Here is a 20,832-nt window from a genome sequence, read left to right on the forward strand (position 1 = left end):
CGGGCCCGCCCGTGCCGGACCGTGGACGTGGAAGAGAAGGCGAAAGGCTCAACACCTTGGCTGGCCACCGCTCCCCAGGCGGCCGGCGTGTCACCGGAGACCCGGCTCCCCACCGGGTCCCCACGCGGCACGCCGCCAGGCACGCGACCACCCCCGGTCGCGGTGCCCCCCGGCGCACCGTCGCGTCGACCACCGCGGCCGTCGGTGCCGCGTTCGGCGTCCTGTCGACGGGCGCGTTCGCGGCCGTCACGTCCACCGGGGCCGGATCGGCGATCGCCGACGCGGCCGAGTCCTCCACGGTCGCCACCCAGCTGGCGGCGAACTCCGAGGCGCTGTCGGTCGACCCTGCGGACGTCGCGATCACCGGTGCGCACCTGAGCCCGGTGGCCTACTCGGTGGCCGGCGTCGACAGGGCGGACGCGACCGAGGCCGCCGCCGACGTCGCGCCGGACGCGGAGCTGGCCTCGCTGGACAAGGCCGGCCGGATCGCCGACGAGATCACGGAGCAGCAGGCGAAGGAGGCCGCCGAGGCGGCCGCGCGGGCCGAGCTCGACGCGCTGGTCGCGCGCGGCGGCCTCGACGGCTGGATCGCCCAGGCGCTCGAGATCTGCGACCTCCCCCAGGACCTCGCCCCGGGCGTCAAGAAGGTCATCATGGCCGAGTCCGGCGGCAACCCGCGCGCGGTCAACCTGTGGGACTCCAACGCCCGCGCCGGCCGTCCCTCGCAGGGCCTGATGCAGGTCATCCCCTCGACCTTCCGGGCCTACGTGCACCCCAGCCTGGCGGGCCGGGCGATCACCGACCCGGTCGCCAACATCACCGCCGGCGTGCGCTACATGATCGCCAACTACGGCATGGACACGCTGGAGGCCGGCGGCCGCAGCAACGGCTCGGGCGGCTACGTGGGCTACTGAGCCGACCCGTCCCCGGAACACCGCACGACACCGGGGACGACCCGGCCGGGGTCGGGGGTCCGCCGGGCGGGTCCCGGGCCCCCCACCTAGAGTACGAAGACCCGGATCGTCACGAGGGGTGACGACCCGGCCACGCTCCCCTCGCCGTCCCGCCGCGGCCCGCCCGACGGTCCGCCGGGACCGGACGGGCGTTCGGGACGGGCCGGAGGAGGCGACAGCGGAGGGATTGGATGGCAGGTACGCGGCCAGATCCCGTCGATCCGGCCCCCGGCCCCGTCCCACCTCCTCCCTCCGCGTCCGGCGGCCCGTGGGACACCGGCCGGGCCGCCGAGCGTGCCCGGCGCTTCCGGCCCGAGCTGCAGGGCCTGCGCGCGCTCGCGGTCCTCCTCGTCGTCGCCTACCACGTCTGGTTCGGCCGCGTCTCGGGCGGCGTCGACGTCTTCTTCGTCATCTCCGGCTTCCTCATCACCGGGCAGCTCTTCCGGGCCGCCGCCCGGGGTCGGCTGCGCTTCCGTCCGATGTGGGCGCGCCAGGCCGCGCGGCTGCTGCCGGCCGCCTTCGCCGTGCTGGTGGTCTGCGCGGGCGCCGGCGCCCTGCTGCTACCCGAGGCCCGCTGGCAGCAGACGCTGCACGAGCTCTTCGCCTCGGCGGTGTTCCTGGAGAACTGGCGGCTCGCCGCGGACTCGGTGGACTACGCGGCCCAGCACAACACCCAGAGCGTCGTCCAGCACTTCTGGTCACTGTCCATCCAGGTGCAGTTCTACGTCGTCTGGCCGCTGCTGGTCGCGCTCGTGGCGCTGATCGCCGGGCAGGCCCGGGAGCGGCTGCGCGGGCACCTGCTGCTGACCCTGAGCGGGCTGTTCGCCGCGTCCCTGACCTTCTCGGTCGCGCTCACGATCACCGACCAGCCACTCGCCTACTTCCACTCGCTGACCCGGGTCTGGGAGTTCGCGCTCGGCGGCCTGCTGGCCCTGACGATCGACGCGATCACCCTGTCCCGCCGGTCGCGGGTCGTGCTCGGCTGGACCGGCGTCGTCGGGCTCGTCGCCTGCGGAGCCCTCCTGCGGGTCGACGCCGTGTTCCCGGGCATCGCGGCGCTGTGGCCGACCGGCGCGGCGTGTCTGGTGCTGATCGCCGGGACGACGGGCAGCCGGGCCGGCGCGGACCGGCTGCTCGCCTCCCGGCCGGCGCGGTACCTCGGCGACCTCAGCTACGCGCTGTACCTGTGGCACTGGCCGGTGCTGATCCTCGTCCTGGCCGTCCGCGACCAGGAGGAGGTCGGGCTGGGCGGCGGGCTGCTGGTCGTGGCGCTCTCGGTCCTGCTCGCGGTGCTCACCCACCACCTCGTCGAGGAGCCGATCCGGCGCGCGCCGCTCACCGACCGCGTCCGCTGGCGCGGGGCCGCCGCCGGGCTCGCGGTCGTCCTCCTGGCGGGCGGGGTCTGGCAGGTGGAGGCCGCGCAGCGGGCGACCGAGACCGCGGCCGCGGGCGACCCGGACCACCCGGGCGCGATGGCGGTGCACTCCGGCTCGATCGCCGACGTCGACCCGTCCGTCGAGCTGATCCCGCCCATGGTCACGGCGCCCGACGACTTCTACCAGTTCACCGGGTGGACCTGCGGCCCGATGACCCACTACCCCACCGCCGAGGCCTGCACCTCGCCCCGGCCGGACGCGGCGGTCCCGCCGGCCAAGCGGATCGTGGTGGTCGGCGACTCGCACTCCCAGCAGTACACCGCCGCGCTGGCCCCGGTCGCGCAGCGGAACAACTGGGAGCTCGTCGACGTGCTGAAGGGGGCCTGCCCCTTCTCGACGGCGTCCGAGGTGGACCCGGCCAACCTCGACTGCCTGAACTGGAACGCGGCGGTGCTCGACGAGATCGCCGACCTGCGGCCCGACGCCGTGTTCACCCTCGCCAGCCGGGACGTCCGGGCCGGGCTCACCGAGGTCACCCCGCCCGGCTTCGTCGCCGCCTGGCAGCGGATGAACGAGCTCGGCATCCCGGTGATCGCCGTCCGGGACAATCCGCGCTTCGACCCCGGCGTCAGCCCGCCGGACTGTCTGCAGCAGCGCGGCCGCGGGGCGGCGGAGTGCGGCCTGCCGCGCGCCGACGTGTACGGGCCGATCCCGCCGTACCAGCTGGCGCCGGACGTGCCGCCGAACGTGACCTTCCTGGACTTCTCCGACCATCTGTGCGATGTGGCACTGTGCCCGGCCGAGATCGGGAACGTGCTGGTCTACATGGACTTCAACCACGTCTCGGCCACGTACATGACCTCGCTCGCGCCGGTGATGGAGGAGCGGCTGCACCAGGCCATGGGCTGGTAGCGGGCCTACGCGACGGGCCGCGCCCGCCGGCCGTGCACCGCCACCACCTGCCCGCGGCGCAGCTGCGCGCCGCGGCGGGTCTCCGTCCGGCCGTCGACCATGACCTCGCCCGCCTCGACCAGCTCCCGGGCGTGCACGCCGTCCTCGGCGAGGCCGGAGAGCTTGAGGAACTGGCCGAGCCGGATCGGCTCGGTCGCGATCGGGACGTCCTGGATCGGCGTGGCTGCCATGGCGCCGATCCTCGCACCGGGGACGTTCCCCCGGAGACCTTGGCCCTGAGTGAACGTTCGTTTAGCCTGCGGGAATGACCTTCGCCAACCGCGTCACCGAGCTGCTGGGTGTCGACGTCCCCCTGCTGCAGGCCCCGATGGGCTACATCGCCAAGCCGCGGCTCGTCGCCGCGGTGTCCGAGGCCGGCGCGATGGGGCTCGTCCCCGGCTCGCTCGGCGTCGACGAGGTGCGCGAGGACATCCGCCGCACCCGCGACCTCACGGACCGGCCCTTCGGCGTCAACCTCCCGCTGGCGTTCGTCAAGGACCCGGCGATCGTCGACATGATCGTGGAGGAGGGCGTCCGCTTCGTGACGACGTCGGCGGGCTCCCCCACCGCCCACACCCCGCGACTGAAGGAGGCGGGCCTGACCGTCTTCCACGTCGTCCCGTCCCTGCGCGGGGCGCAGAAGGCGGTCGAGGCCGGGGTCGACGGGCTGGTCGTCGAGGGCAGCGAGGGCGCCGGGTTCAAGGCGCCGCGCGAGGTGTCGTCGATGGTGCTGCTCCCGCTGGTGGCCGCCCAGGTCGGGGTGCCGATCGTGGCCGCGGGCGGGATCGCCGACGGCCGATCGATGGCCGCCGCCTTCGCCCTCGGCGCGGAGGGCGTGCAGATGGGCACGCGGATGGTGGCCACCGAGGAGTCGCCGGTGCACCGGAACATGAAGGACGCCGTGGTGGGGGCCGCCGAGACCGACACCATGCTGATCAACAAGCACAACGGCAAGCAGGTCCGGGTGCTGCGCACCGAGGCGACCGCGCCCTTCGAGATCGCCACCGAGGGCGACCCGATGGCGCTGCTCGGCACCATCCACGGGCTCTACCGGGACGGTGACCTCAACGCGAGCCTCGCCCAGCTGGGCCAGGTGGCGGGCCGGATCGACCGGGTCGAGCCCGTCGCGGAGATCATCCGGCGCACCGTGGCGGAGTTCGAGGAGACCCTGGGCGGCCTCGCGAAGCGGTACCTCGAGGGCGCCTGAGCGTCGTCGCCGGTCAGGTCGCGCCGCCCCGGACCGGCTCGTCGTCCTCCGCGGCGGGCCCGGGACCGCGCCAGCGGCCCCAGCGCCACAGGAACACGGCGATCAGCGGCAGCCCCGTCAGCGGGATCACGATCTGTCGCCAGGGCCACCCGTCGCCGGCCAGCTCCGCCCGCGCCGGGTCCCGGGGGTCGACGATCACGTCCACCGTCTCGCCGGTCCGCAGGTCCTTCCGCGGGGTGGTGACCCAGGCCGTCCCGCCGAACCTCTCGGTGTCGACCTCGGCCCGGTCCGCCCGGCCCGGCGGCGTGTGCCGGACGGCGACCACGGTGGCCCGGTCGGGCTCGCCGCGCAGCCCGAGGACGTGGTCGTCCCACGCGGCGACGCCCGCGAGGTGCACGACGACCGCCGTCAGCACGAGGGCGGTCACGCGCACGAGCAGGGCGAGGTACCAGCGCACCCCGCCGACCTCGTCCCGCCCCGCGCCCACGGCGGGTCCTCGTCGGGAGCGGGTGCGGGCGTTAACGCCTCACGCGCGGGCGGCCTCGCGGTCCGTCGGGATCCGCCGCTCCACGAAGTGGGGCAGGCGGTCGACGAAGAGCAGGTAGGCCCCGGTCGTGGTGGCCGCGAAGCAGGTCAGCTCGACGACCGCGATCAGGCTGTCGCTGATCCACCCGATCATGCACAGGTGCAGCAGGAGCCCCAGCGCGATCGCGACGGGCCGCGTGCGCCGGAACCACAGCGCCACCGCGACGAACAGCTCCGTCGCGACCGCGCCCACCGCCATCGTCGCCAGCACCGGCAGGACCAGCAGGAACCGCGGCGCGAGGAAGGAGTCGACCCCCCACGACGCCAGCCCGTTGCCGGACAGGAAGTCGAGGCTGAGCTTCCCGAGGGCGGCGTAGAAGTAGACGATCGTGATCTGCGCCCGCATCAGGTACACGGGCGGGGCCCACACGCCGTCGGCGTACCGGCGGGGGCGCAGGGCGAGGTCGGCGTCGCAGCGCGTGAAGGAGATCAGGATCGACATCGTGGCCAGCAGGAAGGCCCCGTTGCCGTAGTACCCCGCGCCCCACATCAGCACGAGCACGCAGATCCCGACGGTCGCCGCCGCCGGCCGCGCCCGTACCCCCAGCACGACGAAGACGGCGGCGGCCAGCATCACCAGCCCCACGGCCGTCCAGACCGGCGTCGGCAGCGCCGGCAGGAACGGGTAGAGCGGGTGCGGGCGGTTGCCCAGGTACGGGTTGGCGGTGAGGGCGAGGGCGCGCACGACGGCGACCAGGCCCAGCACGATCCGGTACGCGGCCAGCGGCCGGGCCGGCACGGTCTCGGGGATCATCCGCACGGCTGCACGCTCTCCTGCTCGGCGTCGTAGAAGCGGGTCACCGAGCTGAGCTCGGGGTGCCGCGCGCACAGCCGCTGCGGCGTCTGCGGCCCGTAGTGCACCGACGACCATGGGCGGCCGACCTCGGCCGGGTCGAGCTCGACGTGCGTGCCGTCCGCCGTCTCGCCGACGTAGCGGTAGTCCGTCGAGGACTCGACGAACATGCTCCAGGCGTAGTGCCGCGGGGTCGAGGTGGTCGCGAGCGACACGGCCGGCACCACGACCTGGACGGCCAGCAGCCCCAGGAGCAGCCGGGACGCCAGAACTCGGTTCATCGGGAAACCGTAGTTCCGGCCTCCGCGCCGGATCGACAGCGGAGGCCGGCGTTGCGGTCGGCGGCGCACGCTCCGCGGTGATCCGTCCTTCCCGCCCGATCGGCGTCGTCCGTCCGGACCGTCCGATCCCGCTACCGGCCCAGGTGGCGCAGCGCCCGCTCCGCGGCGTGCGCCCCGCACATGCCGTGGGCCCCGGCGCCCGGCGGGGTCGCGGCGGAGCAGAGGTAGACACCGGGCACGCCGGTGTCGTAGGGGGTGAGCGTGGCGCGCGGGCCGAGCAGCAGCCGTCGGGCGTGGGTCGACCCGGTGACGATGTCACCGCCGACGAAGTTCGGGTTGTAGCGGGCGAGCTCGGTCGTGGTCCGCACCGCCGTGCCGACGACGCGCTCGCGGAAGCCGGGCGCGAACCGCTCGAGCTGGGCCGTGATCGCCTCCGTCGCGTCGCCCGCGAACCCGTGCGGGACGTGCGCGTACGCCCACACGGGGTGGACGTTGCCCACCGACCGGTCCGGGTCGGCGAGGTACTGCTGCCCGACCAGCACGAACGGGCGCTCCGGCAGCCGGCCGGCGTGGATCTCGCGCTCGCCGGCCGCGACCTCCTCGAGCGGTCCGCCCAGGTGCACGGTGCCCGCCCGCGCCGCCGCCGGGTTCCGCCAGGGGACCCCGCCCTCCACCGCGAAGTCGACCTTGAACGCGCCCGGCCCGTGCCGGAAACGCCGGTACGCCCGGGCGACCCGGCCGGGCAGCCGGTCGCCCAGGATCCCGGCGACCGCGGCGGGAGCCAGGTCGAACAGCACGACGTCGGCCGGCGGCAGGCCGCGCGCCGAGCTCACCCGGACCCCGGTCTCGATCCGCCCGCCGTGCTCGGCCAGCACCGCGGCGAGCGCGTCCGAGATCGCGCGGGAGCCGCCGGCCGCGACGGCCCAGCCGTGCCGGTGCCCCGCGGTGAGGATGCCCAGGCCGATCGCCGAGGTCAGCGGCCGCTCCAGCGGGTGGAACGCGTGCGCGGCGACCCCGGCGAACAGCGCCCGCGCCTGCGGCGTGGCGAAGGCGCGGGCCAGGACGGCCGCCGGCAGCAGTGTCGGCAGGCCGAACCGGGCGAGGTCGAGGGGGTGCGCCGGGAGCCGCAGCAGCGGACCGAGGACGTCCTCGGCGAGCGCGTCGTAGCGGGTGGCGGGCCGGGCGAGCAGCGCTGCCCACCTGCGGCCGTCGCGGCCCAGGGCCCGGGCCGTCTCCTCGACCGAGCGGTGCAGCACGCCGGCCGTGCCGTCGTCCAGCGGGTGCACGCAGTCGATCTCCGGCCGTCGCCACTCGAGGCCGTACTTCTCCAGCTGCAGGTCCTGCAGGGCCGGGGAGCCGACGGCCATCGGGTGCACGGCCGAGCAGTGGTCGTGCAGCAGGCCGGGCAGGATCGCCTCGCTCGTGCGGGTGCCGCCGCCGATCTCCGCGGCCGCCTCCAGGACGGTGACCTCGACGCCCGCGCGCGCCAGCAGCGCCGCCGCGGTGAGCCCGTTGGGCCCGCTGCCGACCACGACCGCGCTGCTCACGGCCGCGACCCTAACGGTCCGGTCCCGCACGGCCGGCGCGGGAGCCGACGGAAGCGCCGCGCCCCGCTCCCGGCGGTGCCGTCGACCTGCCGTCGGAACCGCCGTCGAAACCGCCGGGGCAGCCGTTGACGGGCCGGGGCGGCGGAGCGCACCGTCGGAGGATGGCTGCACCGACGACGTCCGCACCCACCTCCCCGTCCACCTCCGACGGCGGGATGCCCTCCTTCGAGCCCACCCAGCAGGGCATCTCCCTGCCGCGCCCACCCGTGTTCGCGACCGTCGAGGAGGAGCGGCTGCACCGCAAGCAGCAGCTCGCCGGCGCGTTCCGGATCTTCGGCCGGTTCGGCTTCGGGGAGGGCGTCGCCGGGCACATCACCGTGCGCGACCCGGAGCACGAGGACATGTTCTGGGTGAACCCCTTCGGCATGTCCTTCCGGCACATCCGCGTCTCCGACCTGATCCTGGTCGACCACGGCGGGACCGTGCGGTACGGGAACAAGCCGGTGAACCGGGCCGGGTTCGTGATCCACTCGGCGGTGCACAAGGCCAGGCCGGACGTGGTCGCGGCCTGCCACGCCCACTCGGTGTACGGCAAGGCCTGGTCCTCGCTCGGCCGCCCGCTCGACCCCATCACGCAGGACGCCTGCGCGCTCTACGAGAACCACACGGTGGTCACCGAGGGGGCGGGCGCCGTCGTCGTGGACGAGGAGGCGGGCCGGCTGCTGGCCGCGGGCCTCGGCGACAACGCCATGTGCTTCCACCGCAACCACGGGATCTTCACCGTCGGGCACACCGTCGCCGAGGCCGCGTGGTGGTTCGTCAGCACCGAGCGCAACTGCCAGGCCCAGCTGCTGGCCGAGGCCGCCGGCACGCCGACGCTGGTCGACCCCGCGAACGCGCGCTTCACCCGCGAGCAGACCGGCAGCCCGTACGCGGGCTGGTTCGCCTTCCAGCCGCTGTGGGACGAGATCGTCCGGACCGACCCGGACCTGTTCGACTGACGCCGGACGGCTGACGACCGACCGAGGGAACCCCGCGCGCCGGGGTTCCCGCTCCGGGCGTGACCTTCGCCGTGGTGAACCAAATCAAGCGGTTGATTTAGAGTGGGGAGGACCGAGCCCGACCGCCCACCACCGGAAGGACCGCCGTGACCCTCCCCGACTCCGGCGAGCTGCACTACCCGCTGCCCGCACCCGACCCGCTCGACCCGCCGCAGGAGTGGGCCGAGCTGCGCGACCGCTGCCCCGTCGCCACGGTGACCCTGCCCAGCGGTGACCACGCGCAGCTGCTCACCCGCTACGACGACGTCAAGCAGGTGCTCTCCGATCCTCGCTTCCCCCGCGTCGGCGGCGGGCAGGGCGCGCGGATCTCGGACTCCGGCGGCGTGTTCGACAGCGACATGGCGAGCGTGCTCCCGCAGACCGGCCCGGCCCACCAGCAGTGGCGGCGGCTGGTCATGCGCTGGTTCACCGCCAGGCGGATGGCGGCGCTCCGGCCGCGGATCGAGGCCATGGCCGACTCGCTGATCGACGACATGCAGGCCCACGGTCAGCCGGCGGACCTCAAGGCGGCGCTCGGCTTCCCGCTGCCCGTCTGGGTCATCTGCACCATGCTCGGCGTGCCGGACTCGGACCGCGACAAGTTCTCCCACTGGTCGGACACGCTGCTCAACCTCACCCGCTACACCCGGGAGGAGATCGTCGCGGCGCAGACCGAGTTCCTCGGCTACATGCAGGCGCACGTCCGGGCCAAGCGCGCGCAGCCCGGCGACGACCTGCTCAGCGAGCTGACCACCGAGCCCATGGCGGACGGCACCCTGCTGACGGACGCGCAGCTCGTCGGCACCGGCCAGGGCCTGCTCGTCGCCGGGCACGAGACCACCGCCAACATGATCAGCAAGATGGTCGCGATGCTGCTCGCGGACCGCAGCCGCTGGGAGCAGCTGCTCGCCGACCCGTCGCTGGTGCGCACCGCCGTCGAGGAGTCGCTGCGCTTCGACGCCAACCCCGGCATCGGCATGCCCCGCTACATCGCCGAGGACGTCGAGCTGGCGAGCGCCGCGCTGCCGGCCGGCACCACCGTCATGTGCAGCATGGGCGCGGCGAACCGCGACGCGCGGGCGTTCGAGGGCGCGGAGGAGATGGACCTGACCCGCTCCCCCAACCCGCACCTGAGCTTCGGCTCCGGCCCGCACTCCTGCCTCGGTCAGGCGCTCGCCCGGACCGAGCTGCAGGTCACCCTCGAGGTGCTGCTGCGCCGGCTGCCCGGGCTCGAGCTCGCCGTCCCGGTCGAGGAGCTGCAGCGGGTCGAGGGCCTGGCCGTGGGCGGGCTCCGCGAGCTGCCGGTGCGCTGGTGACCGCGACGGTGACGCCGTGACCTCGCCCCGGACGAGCCGCGCCGAGGCCACCCGGGCGCTCATCCTCGACGCCGCCGAGCGGCTCTTCGCCGAGCGCGGGGTGCTGGCGGTGTCGAACCGGCAGATCGGCGAGGCGGCCGGGCAGGGCAACACCGCCGTCGTCGGCTACCACTTCGGCGCCAAGGAGGACCTGGTCCGGGCCGTGGTGCGCCGGCACACCTCACGGATCGAGGGCCTGCGGGCCGAGGCCCTCGCCGCCACCGAGGGGTCGTCCGAGGCGCGGGACTGGGTCGGCTGCCTGGTCCGTCCGTTCACCGGGTACCTCGACGCCCTCGGCGCGCCCACCTGGTTCGCCCGGTTCCACGCCCAGCTCACCACCGAGCCCGCCTACCGCGAGATCGTCACGCAGGAGTCGCTGGGCTCGCCGGCGCTGCTCGCGACGATCGAGGGGCTCAACCGCTGCCTGCCCGACCTGCCCGCCGAGGTCCGCCTCGAGCGCGGCGACATGACCCGCCTGCTGATGGTGCACGTGTGCGCCGAACGCGAGCGGGCCCTCGCCGAGGACGCGCCCACCCCCCGGACCACCTGGGACGCGACCGCCACGGGCCTGGTCGACGCGCTCGTCGGCCTCTGGCTCGCCCCGGCCGCACCCGCCCGCACGGAAGGAGACCGAGCATGAAGGTGACCGTCGACGAGGACCGCTGCTGCGGCGCCGGCCAGTGCGTGATGCTCGCGCCGGACGTGTTCGACCAGCGCGAGGACGACGGGATCGTCGTGCTGCTCGAGGCCGCGCCCGAGGCCGCCCTGCACACCGCGGTCCGCGAGGCCGCCGACGTCTGCCCCGCCGCGGCGATCACGGTTCACGAGGACTCCTGATCCCGGGCGGTTGACCGGCGCCGACGCCGCGGCGACCATGCCCCGTGGGCGGCGACACCGCTGCCCACGGCCGCGGGGAGGTCGGCGGATGCCGGTCTGGGACGTCGCCGCCCGGCCCGAGCGCGAACAGTTCGGGTACTGGCACGAGGTCATCTGCCGGGCCTTCGTGCCCCTGACCCCGCGCCGGGAGGCCGACGCCGGCCCGGGCTTCGCCGCCCGCGTGGAGACGCGGCCGCTGCGGCAGGTCGTGCGCGCGCACATCGCCTCCCAGCCGCAGGCGACCCTGCACGGGCCGGCCGAGGTCGCCCGCACGGACGGCGCCTACTACTTCCTGAACCTGCAGGTCGCGGGCCGGTGCCGGGTCCGGCAGGCCCTCGCGGACGCGGTCGTCGGGCCCGGTGAGTTCACCGTGGTCGACACCACCGCGCCCTACCGGTTCGACTTCGACGCGCCCTGGCGGATGGTCTCCTACCGCCTCCCCCACGAGCTGCTCGACGGTCGCCGGCTGCGGCCCCGGCTCGGCGGGCGGTGGGACGGCCGGGGCGTGGGCGGGGTCGTGAGCGCCATGATCGGCGCACTCTGGGAGGTCGACGACGCCGGCCCGGTCGCCGGCGAGCTGGAGCACGCCCTCGCGGCGGCCCTCTCCGCCGCGGCTGCGCCCGAGCACCGGGCCCCGCCCGCCGCGCTGCTGCGGGCCGCGGTCCTCCGGTACGTCCGCGCCCGGCTGGGCGACCCCGCGTTGTCCGTGACCACCGTCTGCCGCAGGTTCGCGGTCTCCCCGCGCACCCTGCACGCCGCCTTCGCCGGCACCGACGGGACCTTCGCCGCCACCGTCCGGCGGCTGCGCCTCGAGCGGGCCGCCGCGCTGCTCGGCGACCCCGCCGACACCCGGACCGTCACCGAGATCGGCGCCTCGGTGGGCTTCGTCGACCCGGCCTCGTTCAGCCGGGCCTTCCGCCGCGCCCACGGCTGCGCGCCCAGGGAGCTGCGCGAGGCTGCACGAACTGCACGGCTCCCGCGCACGAACTGACGAGACCACCGGCCCGGGCTTCGGGAGCCTGGGGCTCCGCGCCGGGCGTCGTCCGGCACCGACGACGGAGGTCCCGGTGTCCGTCTCCTTCTCCCTGTCCCCCGAGCAGGTCGGGCTCAAGCGCGCCGCGCGGGAGTTCGCCGAGGCGAACCTGCGCGACCTGGCCGAGACCGTCCGCACCGAACCGGACCCGGTCCGCCGGGCCGCGCTGGCCCGCCCCGCCTTCGAGAAGGCCGTCGCCGCCGGCTTCCTCAAGGGCCTGATCCCCGTGCCCTTCGGCGGCGCCGCCGGCGGCGGCGTCGACGCGGCGATCCTGATCGAGGAGTGGGCGGCCCACAGCCCGGACTTCGTGATCTCGATGGCCGGTCCGCTGATCGCGCTCGTACCCGTCTACGAGGTCGGCACCCCCGGGCAGATCGCGCGCTTCGTGGCCCCGTTCCTCGCGGACGCGGGCGCGCCGCTGGCCGCGATGGCCTACTCGGAGCCGGGCGGCAGCGCCAACTTCGACGCGCCGCCGCCCGCCGAGGGAACGCGCACCACCGCCGTCCCCGACGGGGACCACTACGTGATCAACGGGCACAAGGCGTGGGCGTCGCACCTGCCGGGCTGGGACGGCGACGGCCCCGACCTCATGACGATCGTCTGCCGCGCGCCCGGCGGGGTCTCCCTGGTCGTCGCCGAGCGGGAGCACCTGGCCGGCCACCTCGAGGTGGAGGAGTACCACGACCTGCCCGCCCTGCGGGGCTGCCTCACCGCGACCGTCCGGCTCGTCGACGTCCGGGTCCCCCGCGCGAACCTGCTCGGGCGGGAGGGCCAGGGGGTGGAGCTGTGCCGCAACGCCTTCGTCGGCAGCGGGGCGTCCATCGGCACCTTCGCCGTCGCGGCGATGCGCCGAGCGTTCGAGGTGGCCCTGCGCTTCGCCACGACCGAGAAGCGCGGCGGGGCCGTGCCGATCGTCGAGCACCAGTCCGTCGCGGACGTGCTGGCCGACGCCAAGGGGCGGATCGAGGCCGTCCGGCTGCTGTCCTGGCGGGCCCTCGACGCCGCGCTCGGCGGGGACCCGCACGGTCCGGAGTGGGCGTTGCACGCGAAGGTGTTCGGCTCCGAGACGGCCGTCGACGTGATCACCGAGCTGGTCAAGGTCGTCGGCGTCTCGGCGTACGACACCGCGTTCCCGCTGCTCCGGTACCTGAACGAGGCCCTTGCCTACCCGGTGATCGAGGGGTCGAACACCGGCGTCCGCCGCCGGCAGCTGCAGGCCCTCCTGCGCACGCCGGGGTACGACCCGCTCGCCGCGTCGGGCATGGCGTGACGGCCGGCGGGGTCAGGCCGGGTCGACCCGCTTCCAGAAGTCGGTGAACTCGATCGTGTCGAAGAAGGCGATCGCCTCGACGATCCGCCTGTCCCCGCCCTCCCCCGCCAGCCGCAGGTACCAGCTGTAGGTGTTGTCGTAGGGCGTGCCGTCGCGCGCGGTGGCGTGCGCGTCGAACAGGGCGATCACCCAGTCCCCGTCGGCGAACAGCCCGCGCACGCTCGGCACCAGCCGCTCGGACATCCGGGCGTTGAACGGGTCGATGACCACGTCCAGGAACTCCTGCCGGCTCCGGTAGGTGCGCGAGACCGGGCTGTTGCCGGTGATCGTCCAGGTCGCGTCGTCGGCGAGCAGGGCGAAGGGCCCGCCCGTCCCGGCCGCCCACTCGTCGAACGCCGCGCGGATCAGGTCCTTGTCCGCCCGTTGCCGCTCGCCCATCGCCGCACTGCCCTCTCCTCCGGGTCCCGGCCCGTACCGGGACGTCGGCAGCATGCCGGAGCACCGCCCGCGCGAGCCAGACCCGCGGGTGGTCTCAGACTGCGACACGTTCTTGATGCGTTCCAGAGGAGTGCGCCAGACTCCCGGCGCCCACCACCGCCCACCACACTCCCCCGAGCGCAGGAGGATCGACGTGTCGCTGTCCGACGACCACACCACGGTCGAGAAGCAGATGCAGACGGACGAGGCCGGCGGCTGCCCGGTGCACGCCGGTCGCCTCGGGCACCCGACCGAGGGCGCCGCCAACACCGACTGGTGGCCGAACCAGCTCAACCTGAAGATCCTGCGCAAGCACGCGCCCGCCGCCAACCCGATGGACCCGGACTTCGACTACGCCGCGGAGTTCGCGACCGTCGACCTGGACGAGCTGGCCCGCGACGTCGACGCCGTCCTCACCGACTCGAAGGACTGGTGGCCGGCGGACTTCGGGAACTACGGGCCGTTCATGATCCGCATGGCGTGGCACAGCGCCGGCACGTACCGGGTCGAGGACGGCCGCGGCGGCGCGGGCGCGGGCATGCAGCGCTTCGCGCCGCTCAACAGCTGGCCCGACAACGGCAACCTGGACAAGGCCCGCCGCCTGCTCTGGCCGGTCAAGAAGAAGTGGGGCAGGAAGGTGTCCTGGGCCGACCTCATGATCTTCACCGGGAACCGGGCCCTGGAGACCATGGGCCTGAGGACCTTCGGCTTCGCCGGCGGCCGCGCGGACGTCTGGGAGCCGGACGAGGACGTCTACTGGGGCCCGGAGCGCACCTGGCTCGGCGACGAGCGCTACACCGGCGACCGCGAGCTCGAGCGCCCGCTCGGCGCCGTGCAGATGGGCCTGATCTACGTCAACCCGGAGGGCCCGAACGCCGAGCCGGACCCGGTGGCCGCGGCCCGCGACATCCGCGAGACCTTCGGCCGGATGGCGATGAACGACGAGGAGACCGTCGCCCTCATCGCCGGCGGACACACCTTCGGCAAGACGCACGGCGCCGCCGACCCGGACAGGTACGTCGGGGCGGAGCCCGAGGGCGCCCCCATCGAGGAGCAGGGCCTGGGCTGGAAGCAGGGCTTCGGCACGGGCAAGGGCCGCGACACCATCACCTCCGGCCTCGAGGTCACCTGGACCTCCAGCCCGACGCGGTGGGACAACGGCTTCTTCGACAACCTGTTCGGCTACGAGTACGAGCTGACGAAGAGCCCCGCCGGCGCCTGGCAGTGGGTGGCGAAGGACGGGTCCGGGGACGGCAGGATCCCGGACCCGGAGACCGGGGAGCTCAACCGCCCGGTCACCATGCTGACCACGGACCTCGCGCTGCGGTTCGACCCGGTCTACGGGCCGATCTCCCGCCGGTTCCACGAGAACCCCGAGGAGTTCGCCGACGCGTTCGCCCGCGCCTGGTACAAGCTGACCCACCGCGACATGGGCCCGATCCAGCGCTACCTCGGCCCGCTGGTGCCGCAGGAGGAGCTGCTCTGGCAGGACCCGGTCCCGGCCCGCGGCGACTACACGCTGTCCGCCGACGACGTCGCCACCCTCAAGGAGAGGATCCTCGCGACGGGGCTGTCGGTCTCCCAGCTGGTGTCCGCCGCCTGGGCCGCCGCGTCCTCGTTCCGGATCAGCGACAAGCGCGGCGGCGCCAACGGCGGTCGCATCCGCCTGGAGCCGCAGCGCGGCTGGGAGGTCAACGACCCGGACGGGCTCGCCCAGGTCGTCCGCGCGCTGGAGGGTGTGCAGGCCTCGTTCGACCGGCAGGTGTCCTTCGCCGACCTCGTGGTGCTCGGCGGCGTCGCCGCGGTCGAGAAGGCCGCCGAGGACGCCGGCACCCCGGTCGAGGTCCCCTTCACCCCGGGCCGGACCGACGCGACCCAGGAGATGACGGACGTCGAGTCCTTCTCGCACCTGGAGCCCACGCACGACGGCTTCCGCAACCACCGCGGCAAGGGGCACCGCCTGCCGGCCGAGTACCTGCTCGTCGACCGGGCCAACCTGCTCGGCCTGAGCGCGCCCGAGATGACGGTGCTGGTCGGCGGCCTGCGGGTGCTCGGGGCGAACACCGGCGGCTCGAGGGCCGGCGTGTTCACCGACCGGGTCGGCACGCTGACCACCGACTTCTTCACGAACCTGCTCGACATGGACGTCGAGTGGACGTCGGTGGCCGGCGACGACAACCTCTTCGAGGCCCGGCCGCGCTCGGGCGGCGACGTCAGGTGGACCGGCACCCGCGCCGACCTCGTCTTCGGCTCGAACTCCGAGCTGCGGGCCGTCGCCGAGGTCTACGCCGGCGACGACGCGAAGGAGAAGTTCGTGCGGGACTTCGTCGCCGCCTGGACCAAGGTCATGGACGCGGACCGCTACGACCTCGCCTGATACCCGCGTGGTCCCAGCCCGCGGGCCACGGACGCACGGACCTCGGAGACCCGCCGGGGACAGTCTCCCGGCGGGCCCTCCGACGTGCGCTCGTCCAAGGGGGCGGCCGCTCGACGGTGACAGGACCGAGGGCCATACTCGCAGCCCGGCCTGACGACCCTGAGCTGCCGTGGAGGGGTGGCACCGTGACGGCGAGGCCCTGGGCGGACAGTTCTCCCACTGCCCGGCCTACGAGAACGAGATCCTCGCCGCCGAGGCCCGCGGCGACCTCGCCTACACGGTCGCCCTCGAGCACACCACGGCGTCGATCGGCGGTGCCGAGCCCCGGCCGTACGTACTCCGCGTCACGACGATCTTCCGGCGCGAGGACGGCAACTGGAAGGTGGTGCACCGCCACGGCGACCCGCTCAGCGCCGACTCGGCGGTCGCCGTGCGCGCGCTCACGCTGCCCGGCACCGCTCCCACCGGCGAGTCCCACCGGCGAGCGCACGGGCTGACTACGACACCGGAGGCATCTGCGTCGCGCTCGGGTGACGCGGCCCGCCTCCGGTCCCTACAGTGGGCCCACGTCCTGGCATTGCTGACGACGAGTGGCCAACGAAGGCACCACGCACGGCAGTGCCCGGTCCGCTGCCGGCACACCTGACGTCGACCTGCGCGGGCCGGGTCACCGCCGTCCCGGCGTGGCGGACCAAAGGCGGTTCTCCACCATGACCGACGTACACCGACTCGGCCCCACGACGGCGACCCCGTACCGGGAAACCGTGTACGCGGCGTGGGAGAAGTTCGTGCAGGGCGAGGACAGCGTGTCCGGGGTGCGCCCCGAGGTGGTGGTGTCGTGGCACCGCTGCCGGGAGCGGTACCGCGTCGACCCCTACCTGCGCGCCGCCCCGGTCGCGGTCGAGCAGATCGACCACACGCTCGAGCACGACGTCGTGTTCACCGAGCTGGGCGGCCTCGCCGCGTCCGTGGCCCAGGACGTCGACAACCTCAGCGGCATCGTGACGGTCACCGACGCCACCGGCCGGATCCTCGCCGCGTGGGGCAACCACGCCACGCTGAACCGGGCGTCGGGCTCCAACCTCGCGCCCTGGTTCTGCTGGTCGGAGTGCGCCGCGGGCACGAACGGCATGGGCACCGCGCTGGAGGCCCACGGCCCGGTCCTGGTCCGGGGCGCCGAGCACTGGTGCCAGGCCTTCCACAACTGGGTGTGCGCGGGGATCGCCGTGCGCGACGTCGTGACGCAGGACCCGATCGCGGTCGTCAACATCTCCTGCTGGCGCACCGCGCTCCCCGAGTCGACGGGCGCCTGGCTCTCGCAGGCCGTCGCCACCACCCGGCGGACCCTGCGCAGCCGCGCCCGGGACAGCGGAACCGCGCTGGTCGCGGCCTACACCCAGGCCCGGGCCCGTCCCGGCGCCGGGCACGCCGCGATCGACACGGCCGGCAAGGTGGTGATCGCCGACGAGCGGGCGAGCGTGCTGATGGGCGTCCCGGCCTCGACCCCCGCGATCGACCCGACGGTGCGCTGGAACCCCGGGCTGCCCGACCTGATCGGGATCGCCCGGTACGCCTACCGGCAGGCCGACCACAACCGGGACTGGGTCGGCTCGACCCAGGTCTTCACCCACCTCGCGGAGGAGCCCACGCCGGTCACCGTGCGCCCCGTGTTCGTGTCCGGGCGAATGGTCGGCAGCCTGCTCGCGTTCGGCACCCTCGACGGGGAGCTGCTGGCCGACGCCGACGGGCCGGCCCGGCCGCGGATGCAGCCGCGGCGGCTCGTCGCGCTGCGGGAGAACCGGCTGGTCCTGCTGCGCCCGTCCGAGGTCTACCTCGCCGAGGCGGACGGCAACGACGTCTGGCTCTCGACGGACGAGGGACGCCTGCGGGCCGCCTCCACCGGCCTGGAGCGGCTCGACGACGAGCTGGCCGACGCCGGGTTCCTCCGGGTGCACCGCCGGTTCGTGGTCAACCTCGGCCGGGTCCGGGAGGTCGACCGCGGGGGCAAGGGCGAGCTGTCGCTGGTCCTGGACAACAGGGCGCGAGACCGTGTCCCGGTGTCCCGGCGGAACGCCCCGGCCGTGCGGCGGGCTCTGGGAATCTGAGCGGATTCGGACCGGTGCACGGCAGCGATCTTCCGGCGGCACCGGATCGGGAAGGAACGGTAGCTCCCGGCGGACGAGCGGCGACCGTCCGCGCGAATCAGTACCTGACCTTGCCGCTGAAGTTGTGACGCGCGTAACGTTCCCCTCCTCCGGCGAACGAATTGGGGCGGGGTCCCGTCTCCGTCGGTGACACCGTTCCCGTCGTTCGTCGGGCAATTCCTCGGACGGCTTTCGAGAACGACCTACAGCGACCGAAGCCCGTGCACCGGGCTCGCCGTCGTGCCCGGAACCCGGCGCACGCACGGCGGTCCCCGGCCGGCGGGCAATCGGGCGCGACCGGATGACACGTGGAGTCGCGGACCAGGAGGCGGAGCCGATGACGACGACCAGCGCCCACGACAGGGCGGATCTGCTGCACAAGCTGGGGTTGGACGCCCAGAACAAGGGACCCATCGGCCGCGTGCTCGCGACCGGCAACGTCGAGCAGGCCACGGAGCGCGAGGACGGCACGATGCACGCCCGGCTCCGGATCAACCCCGACGAGATCGCCTGGGATCCGTCGGTCATCGTCATGCCGCACGGCGGCGACCTCGAGATCGAGATCTTCAACGACGACCTCAACACGCATTGTGCGCTGTTCCCCAGCAATGGCGACCGGAAGTTCATCTGGTTGGTGAACCATTCCCGCGGCCGGGCCAGGCTCAATCTCGACGGGCCCGGCTACTACTGGTTCAGCTCGCCGACCGGGAACGACGAGGGCCGGGGTCTGACCGGCGCCATCGTCGTGCTGGGCGACGTCCCGCCCGAGGCGCGCCTCGACCGACCCGACCAGCCGCGGCCGTAGGAAGGAGCAGACCATGACCGTCGAGTACGTCGACGCCGGCGAGGCCATCGACCAGGGCACTCTGAACTACAAGACCCCGGGCGCGGACACCGCCCCGAACGTCACCTCCGACGTCACCTACGAGCGCATCCTCGAGGCCCGCTCGGAGCCGCAGAACTGGCTCACCTACTACGGCGCCTACGACGGCCAGCGGTACAGCCCGCTGGACCAGATCAACACCGAGAACGTCAAGCGGCTGACCCCGGCGTGGGTCTTCCAGGCCGGTACCACCGGCCTGATCGCGGGCGCGTCCACCTACTCGTTCGAGGCCACCCCGCTCGTCGTCGACGGGATCATGTTCGTGTCCGGCTGGGACGGCTGGATGTGGGCCCTCGACGCGAAGACGGGCGTGGAGATCTGGCGCTACAAGCACGCCGTCCCGTTCGACGTGTCGCTGTGCTGCGGGAACGTCAACCGCGGGGTCGCCGTGGCCCAGGGCAAGGTCTTCTTCGTCACGGCGAACGCCCACGTGCTCGCGCTCGACGCCACGAACGGCAAGCGGGTCTGGGACCGGACCTACGGCGACGTGCGTGCCGGCGAGAGCGCGACCGTGGCGCCGCTGGTGATCAAGAACATGGTCATCGTGGGCAGCTCGGGCGGCGAGTTCGGCGTCCGCGGCCACCTGGACGCGTTCGACATCGAGAGCGGCGACCACGTGTGGCGCTGCTACACGATCCCCAAGCCGGGCGAGCCCGGTTCCGAGACCTGGCCCGCCGACGGCCAGGCGTGGGCGAGGGGCGGGGCCAACTGCTGGTTGACCGGCACCTTCGACCCCGAGACGAACCTGCTGTACGTGGGCACGGGCAACCCGGCGCCGGACTTCGACGGCGAGGTCCGGGAGGGCGACAACCTCTACACGGACAGCATCATCGCCGTGGACGTGGACAGCGGGCAGATTCGCTGGCACTACCAGTGCACCCCGCACGACGTGTGGGACTACGACAGCATCGCGGAGTGCATCCTGTTCGAGTCGGAGGGGCGCAAGCTGCTCGGGCACTTCGACAAGAACGGCTACTTCTTCGTCCTCGACCGCACCAACGGCCAGCTCGTCCAGGTCACCCCGTTCGTCGACCGGATCGACTGGGGCAACATCACCCGCGACGGCAAGGTGACGGCGTCGAAGTACCCCGACAAGGAGGGTGAACCGGTCCACTTCTACCCCGGCCCGGCCGGCGCCAAGGAGTGGACGCACGCGGCGTACAGCCCGCGGACCGAGCTGTTCTACGTGCCCGTCCAGGACACCGGCGCGACGGCCACCCGCCGCCGCCGCGAGTTCAAGGAGAGCATCCCCTACTGGGGCGCGGGCGTGCAGGTGGACATCGAGGACATGGCGGGCTCGATCAGCGCCTTCGACGCCAACGGCGAGGAGAAGTGGCGTTGGCGCAACGATCTCCCGATGTGCGCGTCGGTGCTCGCCACGGGCGGCGACCTGGTGTTCGCCGGCGAACCGACCGGGGAGTTCAACGCGCTCGACGCCCGCACCGGCGACCTGCTCTGGCAGTTCCAGTGCGGCAGCGGCCACCACAGCAGCCCGTCCACGTACATGGTCGACGGCCGGCAGTACGTCGTCGTGCCGGTCGGGTGGGGCGGCTGGGCCGAGGGCTTCCTGCCCGGCATGCTCGGCGCCGGCCACGGCAGCGCGCTGATCGCCTTCGCGCTCCCGGAGGAGTAGGCCGTCCCGGACCGTAGCCCCTTGATCGCAGGAGGCGTCACGGATCCCGCA

General features: G+C 73.9%; 20 protein-coding genes. 14 read left to right on the plus strand and 6 right to left on the minus strand.

Annotation, left to right across the window (positions count from 1 at the left end; all coding sequences use genetic code 11):
- Positions 1-56 precede the first annotated feature (56 nt).
- Both ACFQH9_RS06070 and ACFQH9_RS06075 read left to right on the plus strand, forming a co-directional pair.
- On the plus strand, positions 57-914 hold the full coding sequence (locus ACFQH9_RS06070; protein WP_379564897.1) for a transglycosylase SLT domain-containing protein: 858 nt from the start codon (positions 57-59) through the stop codon (positions 912-914).
- A gap of 230 nt (positions 915-1,144) precedes the next feature.
- Complete coding sequence (locus ACFQH9_RS06075; RefSeq protein WP_379564898.1) at positions 1,145-3,241, plus strand: acyltransferase family protein; 2,097 nt, start codon at positions 1,145-1,147, stop codon at positions 3,239-3,241.
- Positions 3,242-3,246: 5 nt separating this feature from the next.
- On the opposite strand, the gene ACFQH9_RS06080 is transcribed toward ACFQH9_RS06075, so the two are convergent.
- The gene (locus ACFQH9_RS06080; RefSeq protein WP_379564899.1) at positions 3,247-3,471 is read right to left on the minus strand and encodes an RNA-binding S4 domain-containing protein; all 225 of its coding nucleotides are present in this window, start codon (positions 3,469-3,471) and stop codon (positions 3,247-3,249) included.
- Between the two features lie 74 nt (positions 3,472-3,545).
- Here ACFQH9_RS06080 and ACFQH9_RS06085 point away from each other — a divergent pair, with 74 nt between their 5' ends.
- Complete coding sequence (locus tag ACFQH9_RS06085) at positions 3,546-4,487, plus strand: NAD(P)H-dependent flavin oxidoreductase (RefSeq protein WP_379564900.1); 942 nt, start codon at positions 3,546-3,548, stop codon at positions 4,485-4,487.
- Positions 4,488-4,500: 13 nt separating this feature from the next.
- Here the strand turns inward: ACFQH9_RS06085 and ACFQH9_RS06090 are convergent, their stop codons facing one another.
- The 4 genes from ACFQH9_RS06090 to ACFQH9_RS06105 all read right to left on the minus strand — a co-directional run bounded on the left by ACFQH9_RS06090 (position 4,501) and on the right by ACFQH9_RS06105 (position 7,693).
- Positions 4,501-4,974, minus strand: a complete 474-nt coding sequence (locus ACFQH9_RS06090; protein WP_379564901.1) for a DUF3592 domain-containing protein — start codon at positions 4,972-4,974, stop codon at positions 4,501-4,503.
- Between the two features lie 39 nt (positions 4,975-5,013).
- Complete coding sequence (locus tag ACFQH9_RS06095; protein WP_379564951.1) at positions 5,014-5,826, minus strand: HTTM domain-containing protein; 813 nt, start codon at positions 5,824-5,826, stop codon at positions 5,014-5,016.
- The gene (locus tag ACFQH9_RS06100; protein ID WP_379564902.1) at positions 5,823-6,146 is read right to left on the minus strand and encodes a hypothetical protein; all 324 of its coding nucleotides are present in this window, start codon (positions 6,144-6,146) and stop codon (positions 5,823-5,825) included. The genes ACFQH9_RS06095 and ACFQH9_RS06100 overlap by 4 nt, the downstream gene beginning before the upstream one ends.
- Positions 6,147-6,277: 131 nt before the next feature.
- Positions 6,278-7,693, minus strand: coding sequence for a phytoene desaturase family protein (locus ACFQH9_RS06105; RefSeq protein WP_379564903.1), 1,416 nt, complete (start codon positions 7,691-7,693; stop codon positions 6,278-6,280).
- A gap of 161 nt (positions 7,694-7,854) precedes the next feature.
- On the opposite strand from ACFQH9_RS06105, the gene ACFQH9_RS06110 reads away from it, so the two are divergent.
- The 6 genes from ACFQH9_RS06110 (at position 7,855) to ACFQH9_RS06135 (ending at position 13,267) form a co-directional block, all read left to right on the plus strand.
- Positions 7,855-8,694, plus strand: a complete 840-nt coding sequence (locus tag ACFQH9_RS06110; protein ID WP_379564904.1) for a class II aldolase/adducin family protein — start codon at positions 7,855-7,857, stop codon at positions 8,692-8,694.
- A 146-nt stretch (positions 8,695-8,840) separates the two neighbouring features.
- Positions 8,841-10,049: a cytochrome P450 gene (locus ACFQH9_RS06115; protein WP_379564905.1), complete on the plus strand. Its 1,209-nt coding sequence runs from the start codon at positions 8,841-8,843 to the stop codon at positions 10,047-10,049.
- A gap of 16 nt (positions 10,050-10,065) precedes the next feature.
- A complete protein-coding gene (locus ACFQH9_RS06120) occupies positions 10,066-10,728 on the plus strand; it encodes a TetR/AcrR family transcriptional regulator (protein WP_379564906.1) in 663 nt (220 codons plus the stop codon).
- Positions 10,725-10,925: a ferredoxin gene (locus ACFQH9_RS06125; protein WP_379564907.1), complete on the plus strand. Its 201-nt coding sequence runs from the start codon at positions 10,725-10,727 to the stop codon at positions 10,923-10,925. Before ACFQH9_RS06120 ends, ACFQH9_RS06125 begins: the two co-directional genes overlap by 4 nt.
- An 88-nt stretch (positions 10,926-11,013) precedes the next feature.
- Positions 11,014-11,955, plus strand: coding sequence for a helix-turn-helix transcriptional regulator (locus ACFQH9_RS06130; RefSeq protein ID WP_379564908.1), 942 nt, complete (start codon positions 11,014-11,016; stop codon positions 11,953-11,955).
- Between the two features lie 76 nt (positions 11,956-12,031).
- A complete protein-coding gene (locus ACFQH9_RS06135; protein ID WP_379564909.1) occupies positions 12,032-13,267 on the plus strand; it encodes an acyl-CoA dehydrogenase family protein in 1,236 nt (411 codons plus the stop codon).
- Positions 13,268-13,279: 12 nt separating this feature from the next.
- Here ACFQH9_RS06135 and ACFQH9_RS06140 read toward each other — a convergent pair whose 3' ends face one another.
- Positions 13,280-13,759 (minus strand): nuclear transport factor 2 family protein, encoded by a 480-nt coding sequence (locus ACFQH9_RS06140; protein WP_379564910.1) that lies wholly within the window; start codon positions 13,757-13,759, stop codon positions 13,280-13,282.
- 178 nt (positions 13,760-13,937) lie between these two features.
- On the opposite strand from ACFQH9_RS06140, the gene katG reads away from it, so the two are divergent.
- From katG to ACFQH9_RS06165, 5 genes are all read left to right on the plus strand, one after another.
- Positions 13,938-16,121: a catalase/peroxidase HPI gene (gene katG / locus ACFQH9_RS06145; RefSeq protein WP_379564952.1), complete on the plus strand. Its 2,184-nt coding sequence runs from the start codon at positions 13,938-13,940 to the stop codon at positions 16,119-16,121.
- Between the two features lie 169 nt (positions 16,122-16,290).
- A complete protein-coding gene (locus ACFQH9_RS06150) occupies positions 16,291-16,767 on the plus strand; it encodes a nuclear transport factor 2 family protein (protein WP_379564911.1) in 477 nt (158 codons plus the stop codon).
- 64 nt (positions 16,768-16,831) lie between these two features.
- The gene (locus tag ACFQH9_RS06155) at positions 16,832-18,226 is read left to right on the plus strand and encodes a DNA-binding protein (RefSeq protein ID WP_379564912.1); all 1,395 of its coding nucleotides are present in this window, start codon (positions 16,832-16,834) and stop codon (positions 18,224-18,226) included.
- Positions 18,227-18,602: 376 nt separating this feature from the next.
- Positions 18,603-19,070 carry an MSMEG_3727 family PQQ-associated protein gene (locus tag ACFQH9_RS06160; RefSeq protein WP_379564913.1) on the plus strand — a complete coding sequence of 156 codons (468 nt, stop codon included), beginning with the start codon at positions 18,603-18,605 and terminating at the stop codon, positions 19,068-19,070.
- Between the two features lie 13 nt (positions 19,071-19,083).
- Positions 19,084-20,781, plus strand: coding sequence for a PQQ-dependent dehydrogenase, methanol/ethanol family (locus tag ACFQH9_RS06165; RefSeq protein ID WP_379564914.1), 1,698 nt, complete (start codon positions 19,084-19,086; stop codon positions 20,779-20,781).
- The last annotated feature ends 51 nt before the right edge of the window (positions 20,782-20,832 follow it).

Origin of the sequence: Pseudonocardia lutea (assembly GCF_042658055.1) — a bacterium.
Lineage (GTDB): Bacteria > Actinomycetota > Actinomycetes > Mycobacteriales > Pseudonocardiaceae > Pseudonocardia > Pseudonocardia lutea.